Genomic DNA, 16391 nt, shown 5'->3' on the forward strand with positions numbered 1-16391 from the left:
GGAGAAATTTATGGAAAATAGCAAAAAGAGAAGTACAGGAATAGGAGAAATTCTGTATCACTTTCGATATCTGATTATTGTAGTTGTTTTTGCAGTCAGTGGATTTTTGGAATTAAGCGGTTCTTCCATATCTATGTGGGAGGATTTTATAGGAATACAATCTCAAAGCGGAGACGGAGACTTGTTTGGACAAGCAAGAATGATTCGGAGCGATGAATGGGCTGTGAACACACCTATGGCATTTTCACAGTATTTTGCAAAGGACGGGAGCTTTCCCTACTTTTCAGAGACTCTAAGAGGCGCGAAAACAGACGCGTTTATTGTGTATGGACAACCGGTTCTGAGCTGGGAAGTGATTTTCCGGCCCTTTCAGTGGGGATATCTGCTGTTTGCACCAGCCAGAGGCCTTTCCTTTTTCTGGTGCGGGCGGTTTCTTGCGTTACTTATGATTTCTTTTGAACTTGGTATGTATCTTTTTAACAGAAGAAAATCTTATGCTGTGGCATATTCTGCACTTCTCAGTCTGTCGCCTGTTGTGCAGTGGTGGTTTGCCATTAACGGACTTGTAGAGATGTTGGTGTTTGGGCAGGCAGTTTTGCTGATTGTGTCTGCTTATTTTAACCAGAGGCAGTATTGGAAAAAGATACTTCTGGCTTTGGGACTGGCTTGGTGCGGAGGTTGCTATATTCTGGTATTTTATCCGCCATGGCAGATTCCGCTGGGATATGTATTCCTGTTTTTACTTATAGGAATCACAGCAAAAGAATATAAAAAAGACTTGTGGTGTTGGAAGAAAGATATTCCTGTTATTTTAGGCGCTCTGCTGATTCTGGGAATTGCAATGGGAGCCATTGTCTGCAAATCATGGAATACCATACAGACCGTGATGAATACTGCTTATCCCGGAACAAGGAGTTTTGCGGGAGGAGGAGCACTCAGAAAACTTTTTAACTGGGCACAGGGGATTTTGTATCCTTTTATGGAGCCTGCTTTTGGCGGAACAAATGTGTGTGAAGAGGCCAGTGTGATTTCCTTTTTTCCATTGGGAATCCTTGTGGGATTATGGGTTCTTATAAAGGAAAAGAAAAGGGATGCCATGCTGATTTCTCTTTTGACAGGAACAGTCTTTTTGACTGCTTATTGTGTTTTGCCATGGCCGGAGATTCTGGCAAAAGCAACTCTGCTTAGTAATTGTCAGCCAGACAGAGTTGTTTTGGCAGTGGGCTTTATCAGTCTGATATTGCTTTTGTATGCGTCTGTAATTTCAGAAAAGGCGCCGGGAAAAGCAGCTGTGGGAATTGTTGGAGTTTTCTTTGCCGGAGGAACGATGGTATTTCTATATAAAAGTCTGCCGGAACTGTATGTGGCAAAGAGGCAGGTAGCAGCAGTCTGTGTAATTCTTACAGTTTCCCTAATTCTTGTGGGAATACTGTGGTACAAATGGAAAAGCACAGTTTTTGCCTGGGGCTGTATCGTTCTGGCGGTTTTAAACGGAGCGTTTGTCAATCCTATTCACAAAGGCGTAGATGTTATTTATACCAATCCATTAGTACAGGCAGTTGCTGCCGAGGCAGACAGTGATGATAAACAAGGGCTTTGGATAGTGGAGAATATAGGATTCCCCTGTATTAACATTCCGATTATGACAGGGGCGCCAACCATAAACTGCACCAATACCTATCCGGTACTGGAACGCTGGAAAAAGCTGGATTCGACAGGAATCTATGAGGATACTTACAACAGGTATGTACATATTTTCATGCAGCTGAAAGAAGACGGAGAAACTGTTTTTGAGAATCCCCAGACTGCTCCGGACCATTTAAATATTACATTGCCTGCAAAAGAACTGAAAACTTTGAATGTGAAGCATATTTTAACGAATCGTGATTTAAGCGAATTTGAATCAGACAATGTGAAGTTTAAACTGAAAAATCAGGTGGGGAATTACAGAATTTATGATGTGATAACGCAAGAATGAGGCTTTCGCAGGAAGGGCATGATTCCAAATGTTTTTCCTGCAAAAGCCTCCTTGTGTATAGATACGGAAATTTTGAAATTATGAGGAATTTACAAGCATGAAAAAGATAAATGCAAACACAAAAGTAAGAAATGGAAAAATACTGGAAAGTGGGAAAAGGCTGTATGAATACATGTTTAAGGAAAGTAGCAGGCTGAGGAGTACAGGTACAGCAGCAGCCTTTTTGATGTACATATGTTTCTGGGTGTTCCTGGAGAAGGGACTGAATGCCGAGACGGAAAAACTGCGCGGTTTGTTTTGCCTGGATGGAGTTCTGCTTTTGGGACTTTTGGGAAAAATAAGAGTATCAGATAAGGTGAGAGAATGTCTGTCTGTTGTCTTATTTTTAGCAGCTCCGGCATTTGCTTTGGGTGCCATAGAGACACTGCACGATAATTCCGTGGCACAGATGAAATTTCTATTTGTATTTCTGAATTATTTTTTAATCTTGACAGTTTTTGTGATTTTATATTTTTTCATTAATCGCTTTGCATGGACAATAGCTGTGGGAACCGGAATTTTTACATTTTACGGACTTTTATACAGTTTTGTAAAAGAGTTCCGGGGAAACGGACTTCGGGCTGCAGATGTTTATGCAATTCAGACTGCCGCAAATGTGGCAGGAGGATATACACTGGATTTTACGGAAAAGAGAGTAGCGGTTATTCTTTGGGCAATCCTGCTCATTATTGCAGCCTTTTATCTTTCTTATGAAAATCACAGAAGAGACCGCATAGCAACTGGAGCAGTTAGCCTTTGCTTTGTTCTGGTTTTATCTTTTTTGATATCCAATGAAACTTTTTTGGAAACTTATTCTGTAAAACCTTATTTGTGGGAACTGGAGGCTAGCGAGAAAGACCATGGGGCCTTGTTGGATTTTGCAGCAGGACTTCCTTTTCTGAAAGTGCAGAAGCCTGACGGATATCAGCAGAAAGCGGCTGCGGATTTGGAATTGGAAAAAGGGTCTTTGGGAGGGACGAGTCTAAAAGTGGAAAAAACCGAAAATGTTGAGAATCCCCATATCATTGCTATTATGAATGAATCCTTTTCCGATTTCAGAAAGCTGGGAGCGATACAAACCAGTAGAGAGATTATGCCAAACTGGGATGCAAGGCAGGAAAATGTCATAAAGGGATTTGCCAGCGTACCTGTTTTCGGGGGTTGGACAGCGAACTCGGAATTTGAGTTTTTAACAGGCTTTTCCAATGCGTTTTTTCCAAGCGGAACCATTCCTTATCAGAATTATGTCAAACAGGGAACTCCCAGCCTCAATAGTCAGTTAAAGGATGAGGGTTACACCTCGGTGTTTATACATCCTATGGACAGTAGTGGATGGAATCGGAAAAATGTATATCAGTTTTTGGATTTTGATGCGTCCCTCTATCTAGAGAATATGAAAAATCCGGAAACACTGCGGAATCTGGTTTCTGACAGAGGAGATTACAGCATACTGATAGAAGAATTTGAGAAACGTAAGGAGGAAGGACCGGTCTTTCTTTTCAATGTGACCATGCAGAATCACGGTGGATACACAGGCGCAGGTATGCCGAATCCTATACAGATTACAAGTCCCGGAGAAAATTTTGTATGGGCAGAGGAATATTTAACTCTTATAGAAGAATCTGACAGGGCATTGGAAGAATTGCTACAGTATTTTGAACAGGAGGAAGAACCTGTGGTAGTCTGTATGTTCGGCGACCATTATCCTAAGATAGAGGAAGAGCTGTATGAGGCTTTGTCAGAGACTGCCACAGGAAATCCGGCGGAAAAAACAGCTCTGGAATATCAGGTTCCTTTTATGATTTACGCAAATTATGATATTACAGAGAAAGAATATGAAAATATCAGTCTGAACTATTTGTCCTCTTTGCTATGTGAAGCGGCAGGCATTCCGCTGACAGATTATCAGAAATACCTGGAAAACCTTTACGAAAGCTACCCGGTTGTCAATGTTTACGGTGTGAAAAACAGTCAGGGAGAATGGTTCACCTGGGACGAAGCCCTGCAATTTGAAGAAATTCAGGAATATGAGAAAATCCAGTACAGAAATTTGTTTGATAACCACTGAGTATCATGATATACTCAGACTGTATGTTTAAGATATAGGAGAAAAGAGCATAGGAGGAATTTATATGCCATCAATAGACCAGAGCAAAATTCGTAATTTTTGTATTATTGCCCATATTGACCATGGAAAATCTACCCTGGCAGACAGGATTATTGAAAAGACAGGGCTTCTGACAAACCGGGAAATGCAGGCCCAGGTTCTGGACAATATGGATTTGGAGAGAGAAAGAGGAATTACCATTAAGTCCCAGGCTGTGCGTATTGTATACAAAGCCAAGGACGGAGAAGAATACATTTTCAATCTGATTGATACACCGGGACACGTGGATTTTAACTATGAGGTATCCAGGAGCCTGGCAGCCTGTGACGGAGCCATTCTGGTAGTGGACGCAGCCCAGGGGATTGAGGCTCAGACCCTTGCCAATGTTTATCTGGCCCTGGACCATGACTTGGATGTATTTCCCGTTATTAACAAAATTGACTTGCCCAGTGCGGAACCAGAACGTGTTATGAATGAAATTGAAGACGTTATCGGCATTGAAGCACAGGACGCACCTTTGATTTCAGCCAAGACAGGCTTGAATGTGGAAGAGGTTTTAGAACAGATTGTAACGAAAATTCCAGCGCCGTCAGGAAGTCCTGAAAATCCGCTGCAGGCATTGATTTTTGATTCTATTTATGATTCCTACAAAGGTGTTATTGTGTTCTGCCGTATCAAAGAAGGAACTGTGAAAAAAGGTACTAAAATCCGTATGATGGCAACCGGAGCTGTGGAAGAGGTTGTGGAAGTAGGGTATTTCGGAGCTGGACAGTTTATTCCATGCGAAGAACTTTCCGCAGGTATGGTAGGATACATTACAGCCAGCATTAAAAACGTAACGGATACACGGGTAGGCGATACCATCACAGATTTTGACCGTCCCTGTGCAGAACCTTTGCCGGGATACAAAAAAGTGAATCCCATGGTATTCTGTGGTGTTTATCCGGCAGACGGAGCGAAATATCAGGATTTGCGTGACGCCCTGGAAAAATTGCAGCTAAACGATGCGTCGCTGTTTTTTGAACCTGAGACCTCTATCGCCCTGGGATTTGGATTCCGCTGCGGCTTTTTGGGACTGTTACATTTGGAAATTATTCAGGAGAGACTGGAAAGAGAATATAATCTGGACTTGGTGACAACGGCTCCTGGCGTTGTGTATAAAGTGCATAAGACCAACGGAGAAGTTATTGACTTGACCAACCCGTCCAATCTTCCCGACCCGTCAGAAATCGAATACATGGAAGAGCCTATGGTAAAGGCGGAAATTATGGTAACTACAGAGTTCATTGGACCGATTATGGATTTGTGTCAGGAGAGAAGAGGGCAGTATCAGGGCATGGAATACATGGAAACCACCAGAGCGCTGCTGCATTATCACCTGCCTTTAAATGAAATTATTTATGATTTTTTTGACGCTTTGAAATCTCGTTCCAGAGGTTATGCATCCTTTGATTATGAAATGCTGGGATATGAGCAGAGCAATCTGGTAAAACTGGATATTCTGGTAAACAAAGAAGAAGTAGACGCATTGTCCTTTATTGTATTTGCAGATTCTGCTTATGAAAGAGGCAGAAAAATGTGTGAAAAGCTGAAAGAGGAAATCCCGAGACAGCTCTTTGAAATCCCCATTCAGGCGGCTGTGGGAAGTAAAATTATTGCCAGAGAAACGGTAAAAGCCATGCGAAAAGATGTACTGGCAAAATGTTACGGCGGCGATATTTCCCGTAAGAGAAAACTTCTGGAAAAACAGAAGGAAGGAAAGAAACGTATGCGCCAGATTGGAAACGTAGAAATTCCGCAGAAGGCCTTTATGAGTGTGCTGAAGCTGGACGATAAATAAGAAATCGGGGAAGGTATTTATGAAGAAAGAGTTAGGGTTGTATGTGCATATTCCTTTTTGTGTAAAAAAATGCGGTTACTGTGACTTTTTATCCTGGTGCGGAACATCAGAGGAAAAGGAAACCTATGTGCAGGCCTTGTTAAAGGAAATCGAAAGCTACCGGGAATTTGCCAGAGGCTATCGGGTATCTACCGTCTTTGTGGGAGGCGGAACCCCTTCTGTGCTGGAAGCCGGACAGATGGAAGGAGTTCTTGGAAACATTCAGGAAGTTTTTGAATTGGAAAAGAAACCGGAAATTACACTGGAGATGAATCCGGGAACAGTAACGGAAGAAAAGCTGCAGTGTTACAAAGAAAATGGTGTAAACCGTCTCAGTATAGGGTTGCAGTCTGTGAAGAATGAAAAACTGGAGGTCCTTGGGCGAATCCATTCCTACGAAGAATTTCTGGAAAGCTATGAACTGGCTCGAAAGGCAGGATTTACCAACATTAGTGTGGACCTGATTTCTTCTATACCGGGGCAGAAACTGGAGGAGTGGAAAGAAGAACTGGCTGCGTTGTCTGCTTTGTCTCCGGAGCATATTTCCGTATACCAGCTTATTATAGAAGCGGAAACTCCTTTCTATGAAAAATATGCAGAACATGAGGAACTTCTTCCCGATGAAGAGGAAAGCCGGGAAATTTATCTGTGGACCGGAAGCTTCTTAAAGGAACAGGGCTATGAGCAATACGAAATTTCCAATTACGCAAAACCGGGGAAAGAATCCCGCCACAATCTGAAATACTGGGAACGGGGCGACTATCTGGGGCTGGGACTTGGAGCAGCATCTATGGTGCGAAATATTCGCATGAGTAATACAAAAGATATGAAAACGTACCTGGAACGCTGTGGACAACCCAAAACCATGCGGGAGGACGTGCAGTTTCTGGAGGAAGCCCGGCAGATGGAAGAATTTATGTTTCTGGGGCTCAGAAAGACAAGAGGCGTATCCAGAAAAGAATTTCGCCGCATTTTCGGTCAGGAAATGGATATGGTTTATGAAAAGGCTCTGCACAAATGTCTGGAAAACGGGATGTTGAAGGAACATAAGGACAGGGTGTATCTTTCAGAAGAAGGTGTTCTTTTAAGCAATGCAGTCCTGTCAGAATTTCTCTTTGACTGACAAATTAACATGTAATACAACTTTATAGAATTTTAATAAAGTTTAATGCTTTTGTTCTGGATTTCTCTGTGGCAGTGTGGCAGAATAAAGGGAGAAAACAGGGGAGGAACACCATGAATATTTTATTTTTTCTTACCCCCAAAGTAGATGTAGCTTATATTTATGATACTTTCAGCTTGAGACAGGTGCTTGAAAAAATGGAATACCATAAATATTCCTGCATACCCGTTATTAACGAAAAAGGCAAATATGTGGGGACGATTACAGAAGGCGATTTATTGTGGGGATTAAAAAAACGCGGAGATTTGAATTTGAAAGGTGCAGAGGAAGTGCCGATTACTTCTTTTAAGAGAAGGGCAGACTATACGCCGGTGCGGGTGGATTCGGACATGGAGGATTTGCTGGATAAGGCCATGCGTCAGAATTTTGTACCGGTAATCGATGACCAGAAAAATTTTATTGGAATTGTGACGAGAAGAGATATTATGCAGTATATCTGTTCTTCAGGAACGAAAGAGCAGCAAAAAGTATAAAATAGAAAGCTGTCGTATTAACAGCAGTCAGGAAGAGGTATTTCCGTTCCCGACCTGCCCTTAATGCGGCAGTTTCTTTTCATATGCGGGATTAAAAAGTACACAGTTTTTCGCTGTTTTCTGTCCGGATTTTTGTGAATTAAAAAACAGAACAAATGTTTGTAAAAGACCTCGAAATATGATATAGTTATTTTACGAATAAAACGGATGGAAGCAGATAAAGATAAATATTATTGGAGAGAAAAGACTATGGCAGTTAAAATGCAGGCAAGACAATTTATTAAAATAAGAGGCGCGAATGAAAACAATCTGAAGAATCTGGACGTGGATATTCCCAGAAATGAGTTGGTAGTGCTTACCGGCCTCAGTGGTTCCGGTAAAAGTTCTCTGGCCTTTGATACTATTTATGCAGAGGGACAGAGACGTTATATGGAATCACTTTCTTCTTATGCCCGACAGTTCCTGGGGCAGATGGAGAAGCCGGATGTGGAGAGTATTGAGGGACTTTCTCCTGCCATTTCCATTGACCAGAAATCTACCAACCGAAATCCTCGTTCTACCGTGGGAACGGTTACGGAAATCTACGATTATTTTCGACTTCTCTACGCCCGTGTGGGGATTCCCCATTGTCCCAAGTGCGGGCGGGAAATTCGGAAACAGACTGTAGACCAGATGGTAGATCATATTATGGGGCTGCCGGAAAGAACGAAAATTCAGCTTCTGGCACCTGTGGTAAGAGGGCGAAAAGGAACCCATGCCAAACTTTTGGAGCAGGCTGGAAAAAGTGGTTATGTGCGTGTACAGATTGACGGAAATCTGTACGAACTCAGCGAAGAAATCAAGCTGGATAAAAATATCAAGCATAATATAGAGATTGTAGTGGACCGTCTGATTGTAAAGGAAGGCATTGAAAAAAGGCTGACGGATTCCATAGAAACCGTTTTGAATCTGGCAGAGGGAAGGCTTGTAGTGGATACCATGGATGGAAAACAGATAAATTTCAGCCAGAGTTTCGCATGTCCGGACTGTGGTATCAGTATTGATGAAATAGAGCCCAGAAGCTTTTCTTTTAATAATCCCTTTGGTGCGTGTCCCTCCTGTTTTGGCTTGGGGTACCGTATGGAATTTGATGTGGATTTAATGATACCGGACAGGAGCCTCAGCATTTCCCAGGGGGCAATTGCGGTTATGGGGTGGCAGTCCTGCACGGACAAAGGCAGTTTTACAAGGGCCATTTTAGACGCGCTGGCAAAAGAATATGGTTTTGATTTGGATACGCCTTTTGAAGACTATCCTCAGCACATCCAGGATGTGCTGATTCACGGAACCAATGGAAAAGAGGTGAAAGTATATTATAAAGGCCAGAGAGGAGAAGGCGTTTATGATGTGGCTTTCGAGGGAATTGTAAAGAATGTGGGGCGGCGTTACCGTGAGACCGGTTCCGATACGATGAAGCAGGAATATGAAAGTTTTATGCGGATTACGCCGTGTCCTTCCTGTAAGGGACAGCGTCTGAAACCGGAAGCCCTGGCTGTGACTGTGGGAGATAAAAATATTCATGAGGTTACTTCTATGTCCATCGAATGCCTGCAGGAATTCCTCAATCATCTGGAACTGACCCCTACCCAACAGATAATCGGAGAGCAGGTGCTGAAAGAAATCCGGGCCAGAGTCGGATTTCTGGTGAATGTAGGACTGGATTATCTGACACTGGCAAGAGCCACAGGAACTCTTTCCGGCGGAGAAGCTCAGAGAATCCGTCTGGCTACCCAGATAGGTTCCGGCCTTGTGGGAGTGGCGTATATTCTTGATGAGCCCAGTATTGGTCTGCACCAGAGGGACAATGATAAACTGCTGGCTACATTAAAGCATTTAAGAGATTTGGGAAATACACTGATTGTGGTAGAGCATGATGAGGATACCATGCGGGCGGCTGACTGCGTGGTGGATATCGGACCGGGAGCAGGCGAACACGGCGGACAACTGGTAGCCATGGGAACGGCTGAGGAAATCATGCAAAATCCTAAATCCATTACCGGACAGTATTTAAGCGGGAAACTGCAGATACCGGTGCCTTCTGTGCGGAGAAAACCCGCAGGGTTTTTAACGATTCGGAAAGCAGCGGAAAATAATCTGAAAAATATTGATGTGAAGATACCTCTGGGGATTATGACCTGTGTGACCGGAGTTTCCGGTTCCGGTAAAAGTTCCCTGGTAAATGAAATTTTATATAAAAGTCTGGCAAGAAAACTGAATAGAGCCAGAATTATTCCGGGCAAACATAAGTGTATTGAGGGCGTAGAACAGTTAGATAAGGTCATTGATATAGACCAGTCTCCGATTGGAAGGACTCCGAGGTCTAATCCAGCCACTTATACCGGAGTTTTTGACCAGATTCGTGATTTGTTTGCTGCTACCGCCGATGCTAAGGCCAGAGGATATAAAAAGGGAAGGTTTAGTTTTAACGTGAAAGGCGGACGATGCGAGGCCTGCAGTGGTGATGGTATTCTGAAAATAGAAATGCATTTTTTGCCGGACGTATATGTACCCTGTGAGGTATGCCATGGGAAACGATACAATCGGGAAACTCTGGAAGTAAAATATAAGGGAAAAAGCATTTATGATGTACTGAATATGACAGTGGAAGAAGCGCTGGAATTTTTTGACCATGTGCCTTCCATTAAGAGAAAAATACAGACACTTTATGATGTAGGGCTTTCTTATATTCGTTTGGGTCAGCCCTCTACCGAGCTTTCCGGGGGAGAAGCGCAGAGAATTAAACTGGCGTCTGAACTGAGCAAGAGAAGCACAGGAAAGACCATTTATATTTTGGATGAGCCGACGACAGGGCTGCATTTTGCAGATGTTCACAAGCTGATAGAGATTCTGCAGCGTCTTTCTGAGGGCGGCAATACGGTTGTTGTCATAGAGCACAATTTAGATGTAATAAAGACAGCGGATTACATTATTGATATCGGGCCGGAAGGCGGAGATAAGGGAGGAACTGTGATTGCTAAGGGAACTCCCGAAGAAGTTGCAGCCAATCCGTTTTCCTATACGGGTCAATATGTGTCAAAATATTTGAGATGATTGCCCCTTTTCAATAAAGGGGAAGTTGTATATAATGAAAAAGAAACCGGGATTTGACGGTTAGATGGTTTAGGAAAGGGGCAGTAAAATGGCAGCATCAGATATTGGAATTGACCTTGGAACAGCCAGTATCCTTGTTTATGCCAAGGGTAAAGGAATTGTTTTAAAGGAACCTTCCGTGGTTGCATATGATAAGGAGAATAATAAAATAAGAGCGGTGGGAGAAGAAGCTCGTCAGATGATAGGAAGGACACCGGGGAATATTGTGGCGGTTCGTCCGCTGCGCCAAGGTGTGATATCGGATTACGAGGTTACGGAAAAAATGCTGAAATATTTCATTTCCAAAGCCATCGGAAAGAGAGCATTTCGAAAACCGCGTATCAGTATCTGTGCACCCAGCGGTATTACCGAGGTGGAAAAAAAGGCAGTGGAAGAGGCTACTTATCAGGCAGGGGCCAGAGAAGTGTCCATTATTGAGGAGCCAATTGCGGCAGCGATTGGCGCCGGCATTGATATTACCAGACCTTTCGGCAATATGATTGTGGATATTGGCGGAGGAACCACAGATGTGGCGGTGATTTCTTTGGGCGGCACGGTGGTTTCTACATCTATAAAAGTGGCAGGAGACGATTTTGATGAGGCAATTACCAGATATGTGCGGAAAAAACACAATCTTATGATTGGTGAGCGCACTGCAGAAGATATTAAAATTCGGATAGGAACTGTGTATGCCTCACCTCAGACAAAAAATATGGAAGTAAAAGGAAGAGATACTATTACCGGACTTCCGAAAAGCGTGACGCTGACTTCCGAAGAAATCAGAGAAGCTTTGAAAGATGCATCTGCACAGATTATGGAAACCATACACAGTATTTTGGAAAAAACACCGCCGGAATTGGCAGCTGACGTGGCTGAGAGAGGGATTGTGCTTACCGGAGGCGGTGCACTTCTGGGCGGTCTGGAAGAACTGATAGAAGAGGAAACAGGCATCAACACAGTAGTGGCTGAAGAGCCGGCGCTGGCGGTAGCAATTGGTACAGGTCAGTATATGGAGTTGATGAGCAAAATGAACGGCAGGCTGTAAGAAGCAGAAAGTCGGGAAAACAGAGGGAAAAAACGTGGAAGAGACTATAGAAGGCTATGTAGACCATATTATATACCGTAATCAGGACAATGGATATACAGTTGCCTGCTTAATCGTAGACGGAGAAGAATTGACCTGTGTAGGTATATTTCAGTATTTGAATGAGGGGGAGAATATTCGGGCAAAAGGGAAATATACGGAACATCCTTCTTATGGACAGCAGTTTTCTGTGTATGCTTATGAAGCGGTGGTTCCCCAGGATTCCCAGGCCATGGAACGATATCTCGGCTCAGGAGCCATAAAAGGTGTGGGGGCGGCTTTGGCTGCCAGGATTGTGAGAAAATTCGGAGATGATACGCTCAGAATTATAGATGAAGAACCGGAACGGCTTTCAGAAGTAAAAGGAATCAGTGATAGGAAGGCCAGGGAAATTGCACAGCAGGTAGAAGAAAAATCGGATATGCGAAAAGCCATGATGTTTTTGCAGCATTACGGCATATCGCAGACTTTGGGAGCAAAGATATATCAGCAGTATAAACAGGATATGTATCGTATTTTGAAAGAAAATCCTTATAAGATGGCAGAGGATATTACGGGTGTGGGATTTAAAATGGCAGATGAAATTGCAGCCCGTATTGGAATTCATACAGATTCGGACTATCGTATCAGAAGCGGTCTTCTGTACATATTACTTCAGTCCACAGCAGAAGGACATATATACCTTCCACAGCGACTTCTTCTAGAGAGAGCAGAACAGCTGCTGGGCGTAAAGGCCGAATATATGGAAAAACATATTGCAGACCTTTCCATTGACAGAAAAATCGTTATAAAAGAGATTGAAACAGCCAGAGGAAAAGCGAAAATGGTGTATGCGAGCCAGTATTATCAGACGGAATTGCATACAGCCCAGATGCTTCATGAACTGAATCTGAAAGATACGGCGGACGAGCGGGTGATTCAGGATAAAATCAGAAGAATTCAGAAAAGTGAGAATATAGAATTAGATGAAAAGCAGCAGATGGCAGTGGTGGAAGCGGTAAAGAATGGTCTTTTGATTGTCACAGGAGGGCCAGGAACAGGAAAAACTACAACCATTAATGCGATTATCCGGTATTTTGAAATGGAGGGACTGGATATTGCTTTGGCAGCGCCTACGGGAAGAGCGGCTAAGCGTATGACTGAAGCTACCGGTTATGAGGCTAAAACGATTCACCGACTTCTGGAACTGACGGGTATGCCGGAGGAATCTTCCGGAGGAGTTCATTTTGAGAGAAATGCACAGAATCCTCTGGAAGCAGACGTTATTATTATTGATGAAATGTCAATGGTAGATATATTCCTTATGCATGCGTTGCTTTCGGCGGTAGTAGCAGGCACCAGACTGATTCTGGTGGGAGATGTCAATCAGCTGCCAAGTGTAGGGCCTGGAAGCGTTTTGAAAGATATTATTGCCTCCGGGAAGTTTGCAGTGGTAGAACTGGTAAAAATCTTCCGTCAGGCTTCTCAGAGCGATATTGTGGTGAATGCACATAAGATTAACCAAGGTGTACCGGTAACGCTGGACAATAAAAGCATGGACTTCTTTTTTCTGAAAAGATATGATGCAAATGTAATTATCAGTGTTGTGATTACGCTCATACAGAAAAAACTTCCCAAGTTTGTCCAGGCAGAGCCTTATGATATCCAGGTGCTGACACCCATGCGAAAGGGGCTGCTGGGGGTTGAGCGACTGAACGTTATTCTGCAGCAGTATCTGAATCCGCCGGAGACCGGGAAAAAAGAGAAGGAACACCGAAATGGCCTTTTCCGTGAAGGGGATAAGGTTATGCAGATTAAAAACAATTATCAGATTGAATGGGAAGTAAGAGGTCTTTATGGGATTCCGGTGGAAAAGGGTGTGGGTGTTTTCAACGGAGACACAGGAATTCTGAGAGAAATTAATACTTTTGCAGAAACCGTTACCGTGGAATTTGACGAGCGAAAATTTGTAGAATATTCTTTTAAGCAGTTGGACGAGTTGGAACTGGCCTATGCTATTACCATACATAAGGCTCAGGGAAGTGAGTACCCGGCTGTGGTGATTCCTCTTCTGCATGGCCCCAGAATGTTGATGAACAGGAATCTGCTTTATACGGCAGTGACCCGTGCCAGAAAATGTGTGACGCTGGTGGGAGATGAGAAAACCTTTATTGAGATGGAAAATAACCAGATGGAACAAAGCAGATATACCACGCTGGATTTGCGTATAAAGGAGAGTTATTGATTAGAAAAGCAGGAAAGTTATTTTTAGATATGCTGTACCCAAGGCGCTGCCCGGTCTGTCATGATATCGCAGTGCCAGGGGGAAGTAGAATCTGCAACGTTTGCAGGGAAAAGTTAAAGCCCATTACCGGGCCGAGATGTTTCCGGTGTTCCAAGCCTTTAAAGAGAGAGGAACAGGAATATTGTAAAGACTGCAGAAAAACACGTCTTTTTGACCAGGGGATTGGAATTTTTCCTTATGGCTCAGTTCTTCAGGAATCATTGTTTAAACTGAAATACGGAAAGCGCCAGGAATATGGAAGCTTTTATGGACAAATCGCAGCAGTTTATTCCCGTGAAATTATCAGAAATTGGGGTGTGGAGATTATCATTCCCATTCCGCTGCACCGAAAGAGAATGGAAAAAAGAGGATATAATCAGGCAGAACTTATAGCAGAAGCATTGGGGAAAACCTTATGTATTCCAGTGGACAGCCGTCTCATGAAACGAAAAGTGAATACCAGACCACAAAAAGAACTGGATTACAGAGAGAGAAAGCAGAATATGAAAAATGCCTTTTTTCTTAAAGGAGAAAACAGATACAGAAGAATTCTGCTGGTAGACGACATATACACTACAGGAAGCACAATAGAAGCAGCAGCAGAACTTTTGAAAAGAAATGGGGCAGAAAACGTGTTTTTTCTCACCATAGCTATGGGAGCAGATACTTGAAAGGTCTTGATTCGATTATCAGGAATATGCTATAATGCAGTATGTATGATTATAAGTTTTTCAAAAAGAGAAATTTGGAAAGAGGTATTTTATGCTGAATAACCAAAAAATCAAAAAAATGCATAAACTGGCACTTTATGAGTCAGGAGAAGGAAAAAAGCACCTTGCCATAAGTAATTATTATAGAAGTGATTATATAGGATTGGCCTTGATTAAAAACTTCTTTCTGACAACCATAGCCTATGGTCTGCTGCTGTTGATTTATTTTGGATACAGAAGCGAGTATTTGATGGAGAATATTCATAAAATGAATCTGGCGCTTATGGCGTTACAGATTATCGGACTGTATATTATTATGGTAGTGGGATACAGTATTTTGACGTATATTTATTGTTCTGTGAAATATGCAAAGGCCCAGAAGGGAATCCAGGAATATTACAAGGGACTTACCCAGATGAAAAAAGCCTATGACAGAGAAGAAAGGCGAAATGGAAGAATTACAGGGAGGAGAACAAAAGCATGACAGTATTATTGGAGTTGAAGCAGAAAATAAAAGACTTTTACAGTGAGCATGATGTATTGCTTCTTTCTGTATTTAAATTTTTACTGGCATTTTTGTTGTTTAGCAGTATTAATTCCAGTCTTGGATTTATGGAAAAGCTGGACAATATTTTTGTGGTGTTGATTTTGGCAATTATCTGTGCAGTACTGCCGATTAACGTAATGACGGTGATAGGCTGTGTATTGATTATTATGCACTGTTATTCCGTAGGAATTGAGGTGGCAGGCTTTGCAGTACTTTTGATTGTACTTTTGATGATTTTGTTCCTGCGTTTTACCTCTGAGGATAGTCTGGCGCTGGTATTGACTCCGGCGGCATTCCATTTTCATATTCCGGCGGCTGTGCCCATTGGCGGAGGGCTTTTAAAAGGACCGACCTGTGCGATTCCTTCCGTGTGCGGTGTGATTTTGTATTTCTTTATGCAGATAGTAAAGGACAAGAGCACAGTTTTGCAGGGGAAAGAAACAGAGGCTGTTCAGAAGCTGCAGATTCTGCTGGATGGTTTAATGAAAAATCAGGAAATGTGGCTGAATGTGCTGGCTTTTACTGTAGTTCTGATGCTGGTGTATACGATTTCCAGATGTTCTTTTGACTATTCCTGGAGAGTGGCTGATGGAGTAGGAGCTATAGTTTATATTGTGATTATGATATTAGGAGGCATGTTCCTTAATGTGAATGTCCATATGGGAAGTGTGATTTTGTCCGCAGTGTTGTCCCTTATCGTGGGATTTGTACTGGAATTTGCAGTTTTGGGTGTGGACTATTCTAGGAGTGAAAAAACACAGTTTGAAGATGATGAATACGTATATTATGTAAAAGCTGTCCCGAAATCTTATGTGGCACAGAAAGAAAAAAGCATAAAAACCATATCATCTGATTATGACAGAAAACCGGAGAAAGAGCCGGATGATGATGCAATTCCAGTAGAGAGAGTTGACGAGGAAAACTTTGACTTTGAAAAACAGCTGGAGGAATCTCTGAAAGACTTATAAAACCCGGTTATCTGCCTCTGAAACAGAGTAG

General features: G+C 42.7%; 11 protein-coding genes. All 11 read left to right on the plus strand.

Annotated elements, in window-relative coordinates; all coding sequences use genetic code 11:
* Positions 1-10 precede the first annotated feature (10 nt).
* The 11 genes from WKT17_RS09405 to WKT17_RS09455 all read left to right on the plus strand — a co-directional run bounded on the left by WKT17_RS09405 (position 11) and on the right by WKT17_RS09455 (position 16360).
* Positions 11-1978 (plus strand): DUF7657 domain-containing protein, encoded by a 1968-nt coding sequence (locus tag WKT17_RS09405; RefSeq protein ID WP_340272546.1) that lies wholly within the window; start codon positions 11-13, stop codon positions 1976-1978.
* A gap of 97 nt (positions 1979-2075) precedes the next feature.
* Positions 2076-4085, plus strand: coding sequence for an LTA synthase family protein (locus tag WKT17_RS09410; RefSeq protein WP_173747923.1), 2010 nt, complete (start codon positions 2076-2078; stop codon positions 4083-4085).
* Between the two features lie 64 nt (positions 4086-4149).
* Entirely contained in the window at positions 4150-5964 is a 1815-nt protein-coding gene (lepA, locus tag WKT17_RS09415) for a translation elongation factor 4 (RefSeq protein WP_173747921.1), read from the plus strand.
* 19 nt (positions 5965-5983) lie between these two features.
* Positions 5984-7126 (plus strand): radical SAM family heme chaperone HemW, encoded by a 1143-nt coding sequence (gene hemW / locus WKT17_RS09420; protein ID WP_291681487.1) that lies wholly within the window; start codon positions 5984-5986, stop codon positions 7124-7126.
* Between the two features lie 113 nt (positions 7127-7239).
* Positions 7240-7659: a CBS domain-containing protein gene (locus WKT17_RS09425; protein ID WP_173747917.1), complete on the plus strand. Its 420-nt coding sequence runs from the start codon at positions 7240-7242 to the stop codon at positions 7657-7659.
* A 249-nt stretch (positions 7660-7908) separates the two neighbouring features.
* Entirely contained in the window at positions 7909-10749 is a 2841-nt protein-coding gene (uvrA, locus tag WKT17_RS09430; protein ID WP_173747916.1) for an excinuclease ABC subunit UvrA, read from the plus strand.
* Positions 10750-10837: 88 nt separating this feature from the next.
* Positions 10838-11833, plus strand: a complete 996-nt coding sequence (locus WKT17_RS09435) for a rod shape-determining protein (RefSeq protein ID WP_291681484.1) — start codon at positions 10838-10840, stop codon at positions 11831-11833.
* A gap of 34 nt (positions 11834-11867) precedes the next feature.
* Positions 11868-14096 carry an SF1B family DNA helicase RecD2 gene (recD2, locus tag WKT17_RS09440; RefSeq protein ID WP_173747912.1) on the plus strand — a complete coding sequence of 743 codons (2229 nt, stop codon included), beginning with the start codon at positions 11868-11870 and terminating at the stop codon, positions 14094-14096.
* Positions 14093-14806: a ComF family protein gene (locus WKT17_RS09445; protein ID WP_226853476.1), complete on the plus strand. Its 714-nt coding sequence runs from the start codon at positions 14093-14095 to the stop codon at positions 14804-14806. The genes recD2 and WKT17_RS09445 overlap by 4 nt, the downstream gene beginning before the upstream one ends.
* A gap of 91 nt (positions 14807-14897) precedes the next feature.
* Complete coding sequence (locus WKT17_RS09450) at positions 14898-15329, plus strand: hypothetical protein (RefSeq protein ID WP_173747911.1); 432 nt, start codon at positions 14898-14900, stop codon at positions 15327-15329.
* Positions 15326-16360 (plus strand): hypothetical protein, encoded by a 1035-nt coding sequence (locus WKT17_RS09455; RefSeq protein ID WP_173747909.1) that lies wholly within the window; start codon positions 15326-15328, stop codon positions 16358-16360. Before WKT17_RS09450 ends, WKT17_RS09455 begins: the two co-directional genes overlap by 4 nt.
* Positions 16361-16391 lie beyond the last annotated feature (31 nt).

This window comes from Blautia sp. HCN-20427, assembly GCF_037890365.1.
Classification (GTDB): Bacteria; Bacillota; Clostridia; order Lachnospirales; family Lachnospiraceae; genus Blautia.